This is a genomic window from Streptomyces rishiriensis (assembly GCF_030815485.1).
In the GTDB taxonomy this organism is placed as follows: domain Bacteria; phylum Actinomycetota; class Actinomycetes; order Streptomycetales; family Streptomycetaceae; genus Streptomyces; species Streptomyces rishiriensis_A.
Genome location: NZ_JAUSWV010000002.1, coordinates 7,719,189 through 7,733,893, shown reverse-complemented (window position 1 = coordinate 7,733,893; position 14,705 = coordinate 7,719,189). Strand labels below are relative to the sequence as shown.

13 protein-coding genes and 1 pseudogene are annotated in these 14,705 nt (G+C 70.5%); 12 read left to right on the top strand and 2 right to left on the bottom strand.

Annotation, left to right across the window (positions count from 1 at the left end; translation table 11 throughout):
* Positions 1–44 precede the first annotated feature (44 nt).
* The 3 genes from QF030_RS36690 to meaB are packed head-to-tail and all read left to right on the top strand — an operon-like array spanning position 45 to position 5,007.
* Positions 45–1,841 (top strand): methylmalonyl-CoA mutase subunit beta, encoded by a 1,797-nt coding sequence (locus QF030_RS36690; RefSeq protein ID WP_307166868.1) that lies wholly within the window; start codon positions 45–47, stop codon positions 1,839–1,841.
* Positions 1,841–4,015, top strand: a complete 2,175-nt coding sequence (scpA, locus tag QF030_RS36685) for a methylmalonyl-CoA mutase (RefSeq protein WP_307166867.1) — start codon at positions 1,841–1,843, stop codon at positions 4,013–4,015. Before QF030_RS36690 ends, scpA begins: the two co-directional genes overlap by 1 nt.
* Positions 4,016–4,020: 5 nt before the next feature.
* Positions 4,021–5,007, top strand: coding sequence for a methylmalonyl Co-A mutase-associated GTPase MeaB (gene meaB / locus QF030_RS36680; RefSeq protein WP_307166866.1), 987 nt, complete (start codon positions 4,021–4,023; stop codon positions 5,005–5,007).
* A 23-nt stretch (positions 5,008–5,030) separates the two neighbouring features.
* On the opposite strand, the gene QF030_RS36675 is transcribed toward meaB, so the two are convergent.
* Positions 5,031–5,537, bottom strand: coding sequence for a GNAT family N-acetyltransferase (locus QF030_RS36675; protein WP_307166865.1), 507 nt, complete (start codon positions 5,535–5,537; stop codon positions 5,031–5,033).
* Between the two features lie 243 nt (positions 5,538–5,780).
* Between QF030_RS36675 and QF030_RS36670 the strand changes: the two genes are divergently transcribed.
* The 6 genes from QF030_RS36670 (at position 5,781) to QF030_RS36645 (ending at position 9,620) form a co-directional block, all read left to right on the top strand.
* Positions 5,781–6,011 (top strand): hypothetical protein, encoded by a 231-nt coding sequence (locus tag QF030_RS36670; protein WP_307166864.1) that lies wholly within the window; start codon positions 5,781–5,783, stop codon positions 6,009–6,011.
* A gap of 282 nt (positions 6,012–6,293) precedes the next feature.
* The gene (locus tag QF030_RS36665) at positions 6,294–6,653 is read left to right on the top strand and encodes a hypothetical protein (RefSeq protein ID WP_307166863.1); all 360 of its coding nucleotides are present in this window, start codon (positions 6,294–6,296) and stop codon (positions 6,651–6,653) included.
* A gap of 95 nt (positions 6,654–6,748) precedes the next feature.
* The gene (locus QF030_RS36660) at positions 6,749–7,006 is read left to right on the top strand and encodes a hypothetical protein (protein WP_307166862.1); all 258 of its coding nucleotides are present in this window, start codon (positions 6,749–6,751) and stop codon (positions 7,004–7,006) included.
* A 28-nt stretch (positions 7,007–7,034) separates the two neighbouring features.
* Positions 7,035–7,637, top strand: coding sequence for an HD domain-containing protein (locus QF030_RS36655; protein WP_307166861.1), 603 nt, complete (start codon positions 7,035–7,037; stop codon positions 7,635–7,637).
* Positions 7,638–8,056: 419 nt separating this feature from the next.
* Complete coding sequence (locus QF030_RS36650; RefSeq protein ID WP_307166860.1) at positions 8,057–8,632, top strand: TerD family protein; 576 nt, start codon at positions 8,057–8,059, stop codon at positions 8,630–8,632.
* 334 nt (positions 8,633–8,966) lie between these two features.
* The gene (locus tag QF030_RS36645; RefSeq protein ID WP_307166859.1) at positions 8,967–9,620 is read left to right on the top strand and encodes a lysophospholipid acyltransferase family protein; all 654 of its coding nucleotides are present in this window, start codon (positions 8,967–8,969) and stop codon (positions 9,618–9,620) included.
* Positions 9,621–10,051: 431 nt separating this feature from the next.
* Here the strand turns inward: QF030_RS36645 and QF030_RS36640 are convergent, their stop codons facing one another.
* Positions 10,052–11,044, bottom strand: a complete 993-nt coding sequence (locus tag QF030_RS36640) for a LacI family DNA-binding transcriptional regulator (RefSeq protein WP_373428941.1) — start codon at positions 11,042–11,044, stop codon at positions 10,052–10,054.
* Between the two features lie 293 nt (positions 11,045–11,337).
* Between QF030_RS36640 and QF030_RS36635 the strand changes: the two are divergent.
* The 3 genes and pseudogenes from QF030_RS36635 (at position 11,338) to QF030_RS36625 (ending at position 14,620) form a co-directional block, all read left to right on the top strand.
* Positions 11,338–12,265: pseudogene (locus QF030_RS36635) on the top strand (carbohydrate ABC transporter permease).
* 4 nt (positions 12,266–12,269) lie between these two features.
* Positions 12,270–13,193, top strand: a complete 924-nt coding sequence (locus tag QF030_RS36630; RefSeq protein WP_307166857.1) for a carbohydrate ABC transporter permease — start codon at positions 12,270–12,272, stop codon at positions 13,191–13,193.
* Between the two features lie 89 nt (positions 13,194–13,282).
* Positions 13,283–14,620: an ABC transporter substrate-binding protein gene (locus tag QF030_RS36625; protein ID WP_307166856.1), complete on the top strand. Its 1,338-nt coding sequence runs from the start codon at positions 13,283–13,285 to the stop codon at positions 14,618–14,620.
* Positions 14,621–14,705: the final 85 nt, after the last annotated feature.

Genomic DNA, 14,705 nt, shown 5'->3' with positions numbered 1-14,705 from the left:
TCCCCCTCTGCTGCCGCCCGGTTCGTCTGGCCTAGCATCCGAGCATGACGGTCCTGCCCGACGACGGGCTTTCGCTGGCCGCCGAGTTCCCTGACGCGACCCTTGAGCAGTGGCAGCGCCTCGTGGCGGGTGTGCTGCGCAAGTCGGGCAGGGACGTCTCGGACGCGGCAGCCGAGGAGGCTCTGTCCACCGCACTGGAGGACGGGCTTCACCTCCGGCCCCTGTACAGCGCGCACGACGGCGCACCCGACCCCGGCCTGCCCGGTTTCGCGCCCTTCGTCCGCGGCGGCCGGGCGGAGGGGAACTCCGTGGGCGGCTGGGACGTACGCCAGCAGCACACGGTCGGCGGCGCGGCCCTCGCGGACCTGGAGAACGGCGTCACGTCGCTGTGGCTGGTCCTCGGCGACGGCGGCATTCCGGTCGCCTCGCTGGGCCAGGTCCTCGACGGCGTGTTCCTCGACCTGGCACCCGTCGTCCTGGACGCCGGAAGCGACGTCGGGTCAGCCGCGCGGGAGTTGCTGCGGCTGTACGAGGAGCGGGGCATCGCCAGGGAGGCGGCGCGCGGCAACCTCGGCGCCGACCCGCTGGGCCACGAGGCCCGTACCGGCCACGCCGACGACTTCGCGCCCGCGGCCGGACTCGCGCGCAGGTGCGCCGAGGCGTATCCGGGACTTCGGGCGTTGACCGTGGACGCACTGCCGTACCACGAGGCCGGCGGCTCGGCCGCCCAGGAACTGGGCTGTTCGATGGCGACCGCCGTGGCCTATCTGCGGGAGCTGACCGAGGCGGGCCTGCCGGTGGAACAGGCCTGTGCCCAGCTGGAGTTCCGGTACGCGGCGACCGCCGACCAGTTCCTGACCGCCGCCAAGCTGCGGGCCGCGCGCCGGCTCTGGGCGCGGGTCACCGAGGTCTGCGGTGCCGCGGCCGGACAGGTGCAGCACGCCGTGACCTCGCCGGTGATGATGGCCCGCCGCGACCCCTGGGTGAACATGCTGCGCACGACGGTGGCCACGCTGGCGGCCGGGGTGGGCGGCGCCGACGCGGTGACCGTACTGCCCTTCGACCATGCGCTCGGTCTGCCGGACGCGTTCGCGCGGCGCATCGCCCGCAACACGTCCACGATCCTCATCGAGGAGTCGCACCTGTCCCGGGTCGTCGACCCGGCCGGCGGCTCCTGGTACGTGGAGCGGCTCACCGACGAACTCGCCCACGCGGGCTGGGAGTTCTTCCAGGAGATCGAGCGGACGGGCGGCCAGGCGGCCGGACTGCGCTCGGGCCGCATCGGCCGGGCCCTGGCGGACACCTGGGAGACCCGCAGCGCGAAGCTGGCCGAGCGGCGCGAGCCCGTCACCGGCGTCAGCGAGTTCCCGGACCTCGCCGAGCGTCCGGTGGAGCGCGAGCCCGCGCCCGCGCCCCGCTCCGGCGGGCTGCCCCGGGTACGGCGCGACGAGGCGTACGAGAGGCTCCGCGCGCGCTCCGACGCCCACTTCGCGGCGACCGGATCACGGCCCAGGGTCTATCTGGCCGCCTTCGGTCCCGCCGCGGCGCACACCGCACGCGTCGGCTTCGCCGCGAACATGTTCCGGGCCGGCGGCATCGAGCCCGTCACGGAAGGCTCCTTCGCCGACAGCGGCGCCACCGAGGCCGTGCTCTGCTCCAGCGACGCGCTGTACGAGGAACAGGCGGCGGCTCTGGCCCGGGAGCTCAAGGACACGGGTGCCTCGCACGTGTTCCTGGCGGGCCGCCCGGGGCGGTATCCGGGCGTCGACGCCTACGTCTTCGCGGGCTGCGACGCCGTCGCCGTGCTCTCCGCCGCCCTCGACCGCATGGGAGTGTCCTGATGGGAATCCCCGACTTCTCCGGAATCGACCTGGGGACCCCGGCCGTCGACGGCGGCGCCGACGCATGGCGTACGGCCGTCGAACAGGCGACCGGCGGCCCTGAGCCGCTCTGGGAGACCCCCGAAGGCATCGGCGTCAAGCCGCTGTACACGGGCCGTGACCTGGAGGGCCTGGACTTCCTGGGCACCTACCCGGGCATCGCCCCGTATCTGCGCGGCCCGTACCCGACGATGTACGTCAATCAGCCGTGGACGATCCGCCAGTACGCCGGCTTCTCCACCGCCGAGGAGTCCAACGCCTTCTACCGGCGCAATCTGGCGGCCGGTCAGAAAGGCCTGTCGGTCGCCTTCGACCTGCCCACCCACCGCGGCTACGACAGCGACCACCCGCGCGTGACCGGCGACGTGGGCATGGCGGGCGTGGCCATCGACTCGATCCTCGACATGCGGCAGCTCTTCGACGGCATCCCGCTGGACCGGATGACGGTGTCGATGACGATGAACGGTGCCGTGCTGCCGGTGCTCGCGCTCTACATCGTGGCCGCCGAGGAGCAGGGTGTGCCGGCGGAGAAGCTGGCCGGGACCATCCAGAACGACATCCTCAAGGAGTTCATGGTCCGCAACACCTACATCTACCCGCCGAAGCCGTCGATGCGGATCATCTCCGACATCTTCGCCTTCACCTCGCAGCGGATGCCGCGCTACAACTCCATCTCGATCTCCGGCTACCACATCCAGGAGGCGGGTGCGACGGCCGACCTGGAGCTGGCGTACACCCTCGCGGACGGCGTGGAGTACATCCGGGCGGGGCGTGAAGCGGGCCTGGACGTGGACGCGTTCGCGCCGAGGCTGTCCTTCTTCTGGGCGATCGGCATGAACTTCTTCATGGAGATCGCCAAGCTGCGCGCGGCCCGCCTGCTGTGGGCGAAGCTGGTCGGGCAGTTCGACCCGCAGAACGCCAAGTCGCTGTCCCTGCGCACCCATTCGCAGACCTCGGGCTGGTCGCTGACCGCGCAGGACGTGTTCAACAACGTCACGCGTACCTGTGTGGAGGCGATGGCCGCGACCCAGGGACACACGCAGTCCCTGCACACCAACGCCCTGGACGAGGCGCTCGCGCTGCCCACCGACTTCTCCGCCCGCATCGCCCGCAACACCCAGCTGCTCATCCAGCAGGAGTCCGGCACGACCCGGGTGATCGACCCGTGGGGCGGCAGCGCCTATGTGGAGAAGCTGACGCACGACCTCGCCCGCCGCGCCTGGCAGCACATCCAGGAGGTCGAGCAGGCCGGCGGCATGGCCAGGGCGATCGACGCCGGCATCCCCAAGCTGCGCATCGAGGAGGCGGCGGCCCGTACCCAGGCCCGCATCGACTCCGGCCGCCAGCCCGTCATCGGCGTCAACAAGTACCGCGCCGGGACGGACGAGCAGATCGACGTCCGATCGGTCGACAACTCCTCGGTACGCGCCCAGCAGATCGCCAAGCTGCGGCAACTGCGCGCCGAGCGTGACGAGGGGGCCTGCCAGGGCGCGCTCGACGACCTGACCCGGGCGGCCGGCGGCGACGGCAACCTGCTGGAGCTGGCGGTGCGCGCGGCCCGCGCCAAGGCCACCGTCGGGGAGATCTCCGACGCCCTGGAGAAGGTGTACGGCCGGCACGCGGGCCAGATCCGTACCATTTCCGGCGTGTACCGCAACGAAGCCGGCGAGTCCCCGTCCGTGGACCGCACCCGCACCCTGGTGAGCGCCTTCGAGGAGGCCGAAGGCCGACGTCCGCGCATCCTGGTCGCCAAGATGGGCCAGGACGGCCACGACCGCGGCCAGAAGGTGATCGCCACCGCCTTCGCCGACCTCGGCTTCGACGTCGACGTCGGCCCGCTCTTCCAGACCCCCGCCGAAGTGGCCCGCCAGGCCGTCGAGGCGGACGTGCACATCGTCGGCGTCTCCTCCCTGGCCGCGGGCCACCTCACCCTCGTACCGGCACTGCGCGAACAGCTCGCCGAGGAGGGACGCGAGGACATCATGATCGTCGTCGGCGGAGTGATCCCGCCGCAGGACGTGCCCACGCTGCTCGAGATGGGTGCGGCGGCCGTCTTCCCGCCCGGAACGGTGATCCCGGACGCCGCGCACGACCTGGTCGAACGGCTGTCGGCCGGCCTCGGACACGATCTGTAAGCCCCATGGCCATCGACCTCGACACGTATGTGCAGGGTGTACTCGACGGCAGGCGGGCCCTGGTGGCCCGTGCGGTCACGCTGGTCGAGTCCACCCGGCCCGATCACCGGGCGCTGGCCCAGGAGTTGCTGACCGAGCTGCTTCCGCACAGTGGAAGGGCCCGCCGGATCGGCGTCAGCGGGGTGCCCGGCGTGGGCAAGTCGACGTTCATCGACGCCTTCGGCACGATGCTCACCTCGCTCGGCCACCGGGTCGCGGTGCTCGCCGTCGACCCGTCCTCCAGCCGCACCGGCGGCTCGATCCTCGGCGACAAGACACGGATGGAACGCCTGGCCGTCGACCCGGCGGCCTTCGTCCGCCCGTCGCCGACCTCGGGCACGCTGGGCGGGGTCGCCAAGGCGACGCGCGAGTCGATCATCGTGATGGAGGCCGCGGGTTACGACGTGGTCCTGGTGGAGACGGTCGGCGTCGGTCAGTCGGAGACCACGGTCGCCAACATGGTCGACTCCTTCCTGCTGCTCACCCTCGCCCGCGCCGGCGACCAGCTCCAGGGCATCAAGAAGGGCGTCCTGGAACTGGCCGACGTCATCGCCGTCAACAAGGCCGACGGCCCGCACGAGCGCGACGCCCGCGCCGCCGCACGCGAACTGGCGGGCGCCCTGCGGCTCATGCACGGCAGGGACGCCGCCTGGACCCCGCCGGTCCTCAGCTGCAGCGCCCGCGAGGCGGCCGGCCTGGACACCGTCTGGGACCGCCTCGAACAGCACCGCACCCTGCTCGACTCCACCGGCCGGCTCGCCGACAAGCGCCGCGAGCAGCAGGTCGACTGGACCTGGTCCATGGTCCGCGACGAACTCCTCGGCCGCCTGCGCACCGCCCCGGCGGTACGGTCCTTGGCGCCCACCCTCGAACAGCAGGTCAGAAACGGCGAATTGACGGCCACCCTGGCGGCGGAGCGCATTTTGAAGGTGTTCGGCGGAGACGAGGGCTGAGAAGCTGCTCGCCCCTCACGGCGTCACTGTCGCGGCTGGAGCTCCAGCTCCCGCCGGAACCACACGCCGGGCTTGCCACCGAGGTCGGCCGGGTCGGCAGGACCGGCCGGAACGAACCCGGCCTTGGTCAGCACCCGCTGGGATGCGGCATTGCCGTGGGAGGTGGCAGCCCGCAGTGTGCGCAGTCCGTACCGCGCCGACGCCAGCCGGCACAGCTCCCGGACGGTTGCGGTCGCCACGCCGCGACCGGTGACGTGCTGCGCGACCCGGTAGCCGAGCGTGGCTGTGCCGTCGTCGAAGTCGTACAGGTTGAACCGGCCCAGAACCGGGCCGTCCTCGGCGACGAGCACGTGGAAGGCGCTGAGGCCGGCCTCCTGCTCGGCCAGCAGAGCGCTGTAGCGGTCGGCGAACCGGTCGAAGAACGTGTCACCGCGGTCGGAGACGGCGGCAGCGAAGTAGGCGCGGTTCGCCAGCTCGAAGGCCAGGACCGCCGCGGCATGGCCGGCCTGCAACCGCTTCAGCTCGGGCACCGCCCGACTCTAACCGGACTCGCCGGTCAAGATCGATCGGATTCTCGACCCGATGGTGGACGCACTGCTCGCCCCTGTCCGCGGCCGAACGACCGGTGACGCGGAACGACCTCGACACAGGCGTGACTCGCCGTTCCTCCGCCGACCGGCGCCGTCTTCCGGCGAGTTGGGCTGCGCTCTACCGTTCGTTGGGCCAGCCCTGTTGACCGGTGGCGAGGGCTGGGCGATCGCCTCGGAGGCCACGTGCTGATCCTGCTGGCGTTTCTGCTCGGCTGGGCCGTGTTGCTCACGGGGGGTGTCGGCCTGTCGACCTTGCAGGGCCCGCCCCGGGCGGCCCAGCGGTGGTGGGTCCTCTACGTGTGCGCGCTCGCCGCGGTCGTCGCCGCGCTGGTCCTGGCCTGGCAGGCCCTGGACGCACACTGCGACACGCATCCGACGAGCAGGCAATGCCCGCCCTATCCGGTCGGGGAATGAGCCGTCTGTCCGGGCGCACCCGGTGCGGGCGCCCCGGTACGGAAGCCGGACGGTGGCAGTGGGCGCGAACACCGTGCGGACCGCGCAGGGGAAGTACGGCGCGCCACTCGCCGCTCCGGCGAAGCGCATGGTGAGCGCGGTGACGACGGAATCCACGGTGAATCGGCCTGTCGGACCGCAGAGCTCGCGCAGCCGGAACCCAGCGGCGGCTGAGTATGTCGCACCCGGAATCTGAGTAGCCGGGCGGCTGTGTGGCGTCGGCCCGCCGGATGGGATGGGGACATGAACGCAGCCACGTCCGCATCCGAATCCGCTTCCGCCCCCGTCCCCCCGTTCCAGTCCGGTTCGCCGACGGACCGCACGCGACTGTGGGCCGCCATGGCCGCCCTCCTGTTCGTGCCGGCGACCCTGGCGGTCGGCGTGCTGACGCTGACCTCGGAGCGGGCAGGGCGCTGCCTGACGTACGGCGAGCAGTGCGCCGCCTCGCTGCCCGGCTGGCTGTTCGAGTGGGGTACGGGCGCCGGTGCTGTGGCGTTCCTCGTCGCCGTGGCCGCACCGGCCGTGCGGGTGCGCCAGGCTGCGCTCGCCGCCCAGGTCCTCGCGGAGGGCACCGCACTGCTGGTGATCCTCAGCCACGCGTGACCCGCGCCCGAGGACGATTGCTGATGCGGTCCGCGGGTCAGAGGGTCATCCTGAGGAGAGGAGAAGCACACCCGATCCCGGTGCCGGGAGGGAACATGGAGCCCAGGGACGACCTGACAGAGGATCAGAAGAAGGCGTACGCAGCGAACGAAGCCGACTTCGACGGCCTCGAGAAGCAGCTGCGCAGCTTCGACGAGACCGCCAACGCCCGGCTGACCGCCACCGCGCGCCGGTTCGACCCGGACGCCCAGTACTGCTACCGATGCCCCTGCGACCAGTACGAAGGCATCGAGCACCGGTGCGCCAGGGACACCTGTGGTCACTCGAGGATCAGCCACCACGGCTTCATCTGACCCGGTCACGTACCGGTACGCTGCCGAAGTGATCCTTCCGACGGTCGACGAGGTACGGGCCCTGCACGAGCGGTACGCGCCCTCGCACGAGGCTCTGGACCTCGTCTTCACCCACTGCGAGATCGTCAGCGGCATCGCCGAACAGCTCGCGGCACGGACGGACCCGCCCCTCGACATCGACCTCGACCTCGTCCGTGTCGGAGCGCTGCTGCACGACATCGGCGTCTACCGGCTGTACGACGAGGCCGGTCGGCTCGATCACCGCAACTACATCCGTCATGGCGTCCTCGGCCACGAGATCCTCCATGAGGAGGGATTCCCCGAGCGCCTGTGCCGCTTCTGCTCCTGCCACACGGGAGTCGGTCTCACCCGGCACGACATCCGCGATCAGGGGCTCCCCATACCCGAGGCCGACTACCTCGCCGAGACCGCCGAAGAGCAACTGGTGATGTACGCGGACAAGTTCCACAGCAAGACCACTCCCCCGACCTTCCTGACCGCCGGTTCCTATACCGCCCGGGTGTCGAGGTTCGGCGCGGACAAGGAGCACGCCTTCGGCCTGCTGCGTGCCCGGTTCGGTGAACCCGATCTGGCCCCGGCAAGGGCGCGGTACGGCCACGCACAGGCTTGAGACGGGTCCGGATCGGCTGGTTGGCCGGGTAACGGCCGGGCCACCGGCGGAGTTGACGTGCCACACCGTCCCGGTGTCGGTGACGTCCGCCGCGAAGTCGCCATGCGGCGGACCCCGGCCCCGAGGAGGTCGTCGCCCGTCTGCGCGCCCGTGGCGGCGCGGAACTCGCCGGAAGGCCGGCGCGGTACGGGAGGAGCTGTCGGCTCTGTCACGTCGGCGGACCCCAGCGCATCATCGTCGGACCGGCCGAGCAGCTCGCGAGCGATGCCGGACGTCGCGCCCTTCTGCCGCACCGCGCAACCGAGTTCGGAACCTGAGCGCCCGTAAGCATATTTCCCCATCATTTCTACATTGCTGTAGTTTCGACTCGGGCGCAACCGCGCGTGACAGCTCGACCAGTCTCGACCAGGAGGAAGACAGTGGGAGTTTCCCTGTCCAAGGGTGGCAACGTGTCCCTGAGCAAGGAGGCGCCGGGCCTGACCGCGGTTCTGGTCGGTCTGGGCTGGGACGTGCGCACGACCACGGGCACCGACTACGACCTCGACGCCTCGGCCCTGCTCCTGGACGCGTCCGGCAAGGTCCTGTCCGACCAGCACTTCGTCTTCTACAACAACCTGAAGAGCCCGGACGGTTCGGTCGAGCACACGGGCGACAACCTCACCGGTGAGGGCGAGGGCGACGACGAGTCGGTCAAGGTGAACCTCGCCGCCGTTCCCGCCGGGATCGACAAGATCGTCTTCCCGGTCTCCATCCACGACGCCGAGAACCGCGGCCAGAGCTTCGGCCAGGTCCGCAACGCGTTCATCCGCGTCGTCAACCAGGCCGGCGGCCAGGAAATCGCCCGCTACGACCTCTCCGAGGACGCCTCCACCGAGACCGCGATGGTCTTCGGCGAGCTGTACCGCAACGGCGCGGAGTGGAAGTTCCGTGCCGTGGGCCAGGGTTACGCCTCCGGCCTGGCCGGGATCGCCGCCGACTTCGGCGTCAACGTCTGACCAGGCGGTCGGGCGACCGGAGGGGCATGCCCCCGCAGATCGCCCGGCACCGGAACCACCGGACACAGAAGAGAACCAGGGCGGCCCCGGCAAGGGGACGAGTCCGGCGCAACCGCCGGACTCGTCCCCTTGCGGGCCCGGCAGTTACGCCGGACCGGTGGGTCGCCTCGACCTGGCGGACGCCACGCACTCGGCCGGTGGGGGCGCGTCCGCCGTCCGGGCCGTAACGCTCCCCCGGCGGAACGCCCCAGCTCCTTGAGTATCCGTACTCAGGCGTCCCGCTCCCCCGCGGCACGACACTGAGGCTCCGATCGCCCTCACCGGAGGTTCCCTCGTGTTCAGCCGTGCCGTCATCGCCCTGACACCGCTCTTCGGGCGGCTCACCGTCACCAGTGAGATCAAGCTGCGCCTGCCCGCGGGGACGCTCTTCGTGGCCAACCACGACTCCATGGCCGACCCCGCCGTCGTCATGACCGCGCTGCGCCGGCTGGAGTTCGAACCGGTGGTGATGGCGACCGCCGGGCTGTGGCGCATACCGCTGCTCGGCAGGGCGTTGAGCCGTGAGGGTCACATCCCGGTCCACCGCCGTACGGCGCATGCCGCGCTGGCCCTCGACGCCGCCGCCGAGGCGCTGGCCGGCGGTCGGCACGTACTCCTGTACGGCGAGGGCCGACTGCCGCGCCGCAGGGACGCGTCGGCCACCGCGCCCGAGCCGTTCCGAACCGGGCTCGCCCGTCTGGCCCAAGCGACCGGCGCGCTGGTCGTGCCGGTGGGCCACGCGGGCGCCCGGCGCATCGCCTCGGGGTCGGCGGCGAAGCAGCTGGCGGGCACGTTGACGGCGCCGGTCCGGCGTCCGCACTGCCATGTCCACCTCGGTGCGCCGCTGCGACTGCCCGCGGAGACGGAGCGCGGCACGGCGGCCGCCCGGCTCGCCGTCACCGCGGCCTGGCGGACGGCGGCCCGCGCCGTGGGCGAACACCCGAAGTAGCCCCGCGCCCCGCGCGAACGCCCGCGCGCTACGGGCGGCCCGCCACAAAGACGACCACGAGCGGACACCCGAGGCCGTCACAGTGGCCGCGCGCATACCGAGACACTCGCCGTGGCCGCAGGCGCATACCCGAGACACTCGCAGTCGCCACAGGCCCACGCCCCAGGCGCTCGCCGTCCGGCACCGGCGGCCGCCCCAGACGCTCGCAGTCGCCACGGGCGCGATACCCGAGACACTCGCAGTCGCCGCAGGCGCATACCCGAGACACTCGCCGTGGCCACGGACGCACGCCCCAGGCGCTCGCCGTCCGGCACCGGCGGCCGCGCCGGTCACCGCCGGGTACCGGCATCCGCAGCCCACAGCGCCGGGTACGGGTACCGGCATCCGCAGCGGTCACCGCCGGACGACACCGGTGTCCGAAGCCGCCGCCGTCAGCGTGTCGCGGGCGGCGGCGCCGTGCTCTGCCGCAGGACCAGCCGCGTCGGTACGAGCGTCGTTCCGTGTTCCGAACCGTCCGGACGCATCTTGCGCAGCACCGCCTGGACGCAGAGCCGGCCGACCTCGGCGAAGTCCTGGTGCAGGGTGGTGAGCGGGGGCAGGAAGGAACCCGCCTCGGGGATGTCGTCGAAGCCGATCACGCTGACGTCCTCGGGCACCCGGCGGCCGTTCTCGTGCAGGGCGCGCAGCAGGCCCAGTGCCATCTGGTCGTTGGCCGCGAAGACAGCGGTGCAGTCCTCACGGGCCGCCAGCTCGCGGCCGGCCAGGTAGCCGGACTCGGCCGACCAGTCGCCCCTGACCAGCGGCGGCGCGGTGCGGCCCGCCTCGGTGAGGGCGGCCCGCCAGGCGTCCGCGCGGCGCTGTGCGGCGAAGGAGCCCTCGGGGCCGCCGAGATGCCAGACGGTCCGATGGCCGAGGTCGAGAAGATGCTGGACGGCGGTTTTGGTGCCGCCCGCCTGGTCGGTGTCCACCACGGTGTAGTGGTCGCCGGCGTCGGAGTCCACGACGACGACCTGGACGTGCGGCGGGAGTTTCACGGTGGCCGCGTCCAGCAGGTGGACCTCCATGATGACGATCACCGCGTCGACGGCCAGTTCCTCCAGCCGGGAGAACGCGCCGCGCACCTCGTCGGTGGTGGGGACGGCCACCGGGAGCAGGGTCACCGCGTAGCCCTCGGCGGCCGCCGAGGTCGCGATCGCCTCCAGGGTGCGCACGTTGCCGGTCGTGGACAGCGTGAAGGTGATGACGCCGATCGTGCGGAACTCACCGCGCTTGAGGGCGCGGGCGGCACTGTTGGGCCGGTAGCCGAGTTCCTTCATGGCCTCGAGGACCTGCTGCCGGGTCTCCTCGTTCACACCGGCGTAACCGTTGGAGACCCGTGAGACGGTCTGCGAGGACACCCCGGCCAGCCGAGCGACGTCCGCCATGGAGGCCGTGGCCCGGCCGCGTCCCGGGGTTCTGTCCGGCGTTCTTTCAGCCATGTCCACTCGGTGTGCCCACCTCTCTGTCGGCGCAGGTGCCACGGTCTCCCCGGAGGACCCTTGACCATCGTTATCGGGGCAGTGTAGACATGCCGCCATCAGATGTTTACGTAAACATAACAGCTTGCCGAGCCTCTTGTGTGGCTGATGTTTACGTAAACATCATGGTGGCGGTGGGGCGTTCGGGAATCTCCGCGCAACGCCGCCCCGGTTCCAGGACTGGACGAGCGAGGAACGACATGACGACGCTGCAACCGCCGGTGGCCGCCGAGCCGCGGCCGGCCCCTCCTCCGGCGAAAGGGGACCGCCGCTCCTGGACGGGGTGGGGTTTCATCGGTCCCTTCGTGGCCGTGTTCGCCCTGGTCTTCCTGGCCCCGATCATGTACTCGGTCTACCTGAGCCTCTTCCGTGACCAGCTGATCGGCGGCAACCAGTTCGTCGGGCTGGACAACTACACGCGGGGCCCTCCAGGACGACGCGTTCTGGTCGGCGGTCGGCCGGGTGGCGCTCTTCCTGGCGATCCAGGTGCCGATCATGCTGGGCATCGCCCTGCTGGTGGCGCTGGCACTGGACAGCGGCCGGCTCTACGGCAAGAGCTTCTTCCGGATCACGATCTTCCTGCCGTACGCCGTGCCCGCCGTGGTCGCCACGCTGATGTGGGGCTTCATGTACGGCACCAAGTACGGCCTGGTGGGCGACATCAACTCCGCGTTCGGTGTCGCACTGCCGGACCTGCTCTCCCCCGACTGGGTGCTCGCCTCCATCGGCAACATCGTGACCTGGGAGTTCGTCGGGTACAACATGCTGATCTTCTACTCCGCGCTGCGCGTCATCCCGACCTCGCTGTACGAGGCGGCGGAGATCGACGGCGCCGGTCAGTGGCGGATCATCAGCTCGATCAAACTGCCCGCGATCCGGGGCGCGATCGTCATCGCGACGATCTTCTCGATCATCGGCAGCTTCCAGCTCTTCAACGAGCCGAGCATCCTGCGTCCGCTGGCGCTGAACTCCATCACCACGGACTACACGCCGAACTTCTACACGTACTCGCTGTCCTTCAACGGCCAGCAGCACAACTACTCCGCGACGGTGGCCATCATCATGGGCGTCATCACGATGATCGTCGCCTATGCCGTCCAGCTGCGCGGCATGCGCAAGGGAGCGTGACCCGATGAGCACCTCTGTCACCGCTCCTCCCGCGAAGAGCACCGCCCCCAGACTGCGGACCCCCGGCAAGAAGCGCACGCCGGGCAAGCCGAAGCGCAATGTGCTGCTGACGGTGCTGATGGCCGTGATGGTCCTCTACACCGTGGTGCCGCTGATCTGGCTGATCATCAACTCGACGAAGACCCAGGCGGGCCTGGCCGACTCCAACGGCCTGTGGTTCGCCCACGACTTCGCCCTGTGGGACAACATCCGGGACACCTTCACCTACCACGACGGCATCTTCGGCCGCTGGCTGCTGAACACCCTGCTGTACGTGGTGCTCGGTGCGGGCGGCGCGACGCTGCTGGCGGTGCTGGGCGGGTACGCGCTGGCGAAGTTCGACTTCCCCGGCAAGCGTGCGATCTTCGCGGTGGTGATCGGCGCGGTAGCCGTGCCGGGTACGGCGCTGGCGGTGCCGACCTTCCTGATGTTCAGCAAGATGGGGCTGACCGACACCCCCTGGGCGGTGATCATCCCGTCGCTCGTGTCGCCGTTCGGCCTCTATCTGATGTGGGTGTTCGCCGCCGAAGCGATCCCGACCGAGCTGCTGGAGGCGGCCCGGATGGACGGGGCGAGCGAGGCGCGGACCTTCTTCCAGGTCGCGCTGCCGCTGCTGGCCCCCGGGATCGTGACGGTGCTGCTGTTCACCACGGTCGCCACCTGGAACAACTACTTCCTCCCGCTCATCATGCTGAAGGACCCGGACTGGTACCCGCTGACGCTGGGTCTGAGCGCCTGGAGCTCCCAGGCCCAGACCATCGGCGGCGACGTGATCTTCAACCTGGTGATCACGGGCTCCCTGCTCACGATCCTTCCCCTGATCGCCGCCTTCCTGTTCCTCCAGAAGTACTGGCAGTCCGGCCTCGCCGCCGGAAGTGTCAAGGAGTGACGCGGGCCGCGCCCCCAAGCCCCACATGTGAGCAACACCAGCACCACCCCCACCCTCACCTGCCCCACCCACGAAGAAGTGGAAGTCCCATGCGCAGAACAACGAGCCGCATCCTGCGCGGCATCGCCCTCGTCTCCACCCTCGCCCTGGGCGTCACCGCCTGCGGCGGCTCGGACGACGACTCCGACACGAAGGCCGTCTCCGCCGGCGACATCCAGGCTGCCCTGGACAAGGGCGGCGACATCACGGTCTGGGCCTGGGAGCCCACTCTGAAGACCGTGGCCGCCGACTTCCAGAAGAAGTACCCGAAGGTCAAGGTCAACCTGGTCAGCGAGCGCTCCGGCGACAAGCACTACACCGCGCTGTCCAACGCGATCTCGGCCGGCAAGGGTGTCCCGGACGTGGCCCAGGTCGAGTACTTCGCGCTCGGCCAGTACTCCCTGACGAAGGGCCTGACCGACCTGGCCCCTTACGGCGCCGACAAGCTCGCCTCGAAGTACACGCCCGGTCCGTGGAACGCGGTCAGCGACGGCGACAAGGTCTACGGCCTGCCGATGGACTCGGGTCCGATGGCGCTGTTCTACAACAAGACGGTCTTCGACAAGTACAAGATCACCGTCCCCACCACCTGGGACGAGTACCTGGACGCGGCCCGCAAGCTCCACAAGGCCGACCCGAAGGCCTACATCGCCAACGACCTCGGTGACGCGGGCTTCACCACCTCCCTGCTGTGGCAGGCCGGTTCGCGCCCCTACAAGGTCGACGGCACCAAGGTCGCCGTCAACTTCGACGACGCGGGCGCCAAGAAGTTCGAGACGGTCTGGCAGAAGCTGATCGACGAGAAGCTGCTCGCCCCCGTCAACGGCTGGACCGACGACTGGTACAAGGGTCTGGGCGACGGCACCATCGCCACCCTGGCCACCGGCGCCTGGATGCCCGCCAACTTCGTCACCGGCGTCCCGAACGCCAAGGGCCAGTGGCGCGCGGCGGCGATGCCGGCCTGGACCGCGGGCGACAAGGCGAGCGCGGAGAACGGCGGCAGCTCGCTGGCCGTCCCGGCGCTGGCCAAGAACAAGGAACTCGCCTACGCCTTCACCGAGTACGCCAACTCCGGCGCCGGTGTCGCCACCCGCGTCAGCGAGGGCGCCTTCCCCGCCACCAAGGCGGAGCTGGAGTCGGCCTCGTTCCAGAGCAAGAAGTTCGACTACTTCGGCGGCCAGGAAGCCAACAAGATCTTCGCCGAGTCGGCCGCCAACGTGGCGAGCGACTGGTCGTACCTCCCCTTCCAGCCGTACGCGAACTCGATCTTCAACGACACGGTCGGCAAGGCGTACGTCTCCACCACCAAGCTGGCAGACGGCCTGAAGGCCTGGCAGGACGCCTCGGTCAAGTACGGCGAGGAGCAGGGCTTCACCGTCGAGAAGTAGTCGGCGAGCAGTAGGGAACCGGTCGGCGACAGCCGACGAGCAAGAAACGCCGGGCGGCGCGGCACCCGGGCCGCGCCGCCCCCGT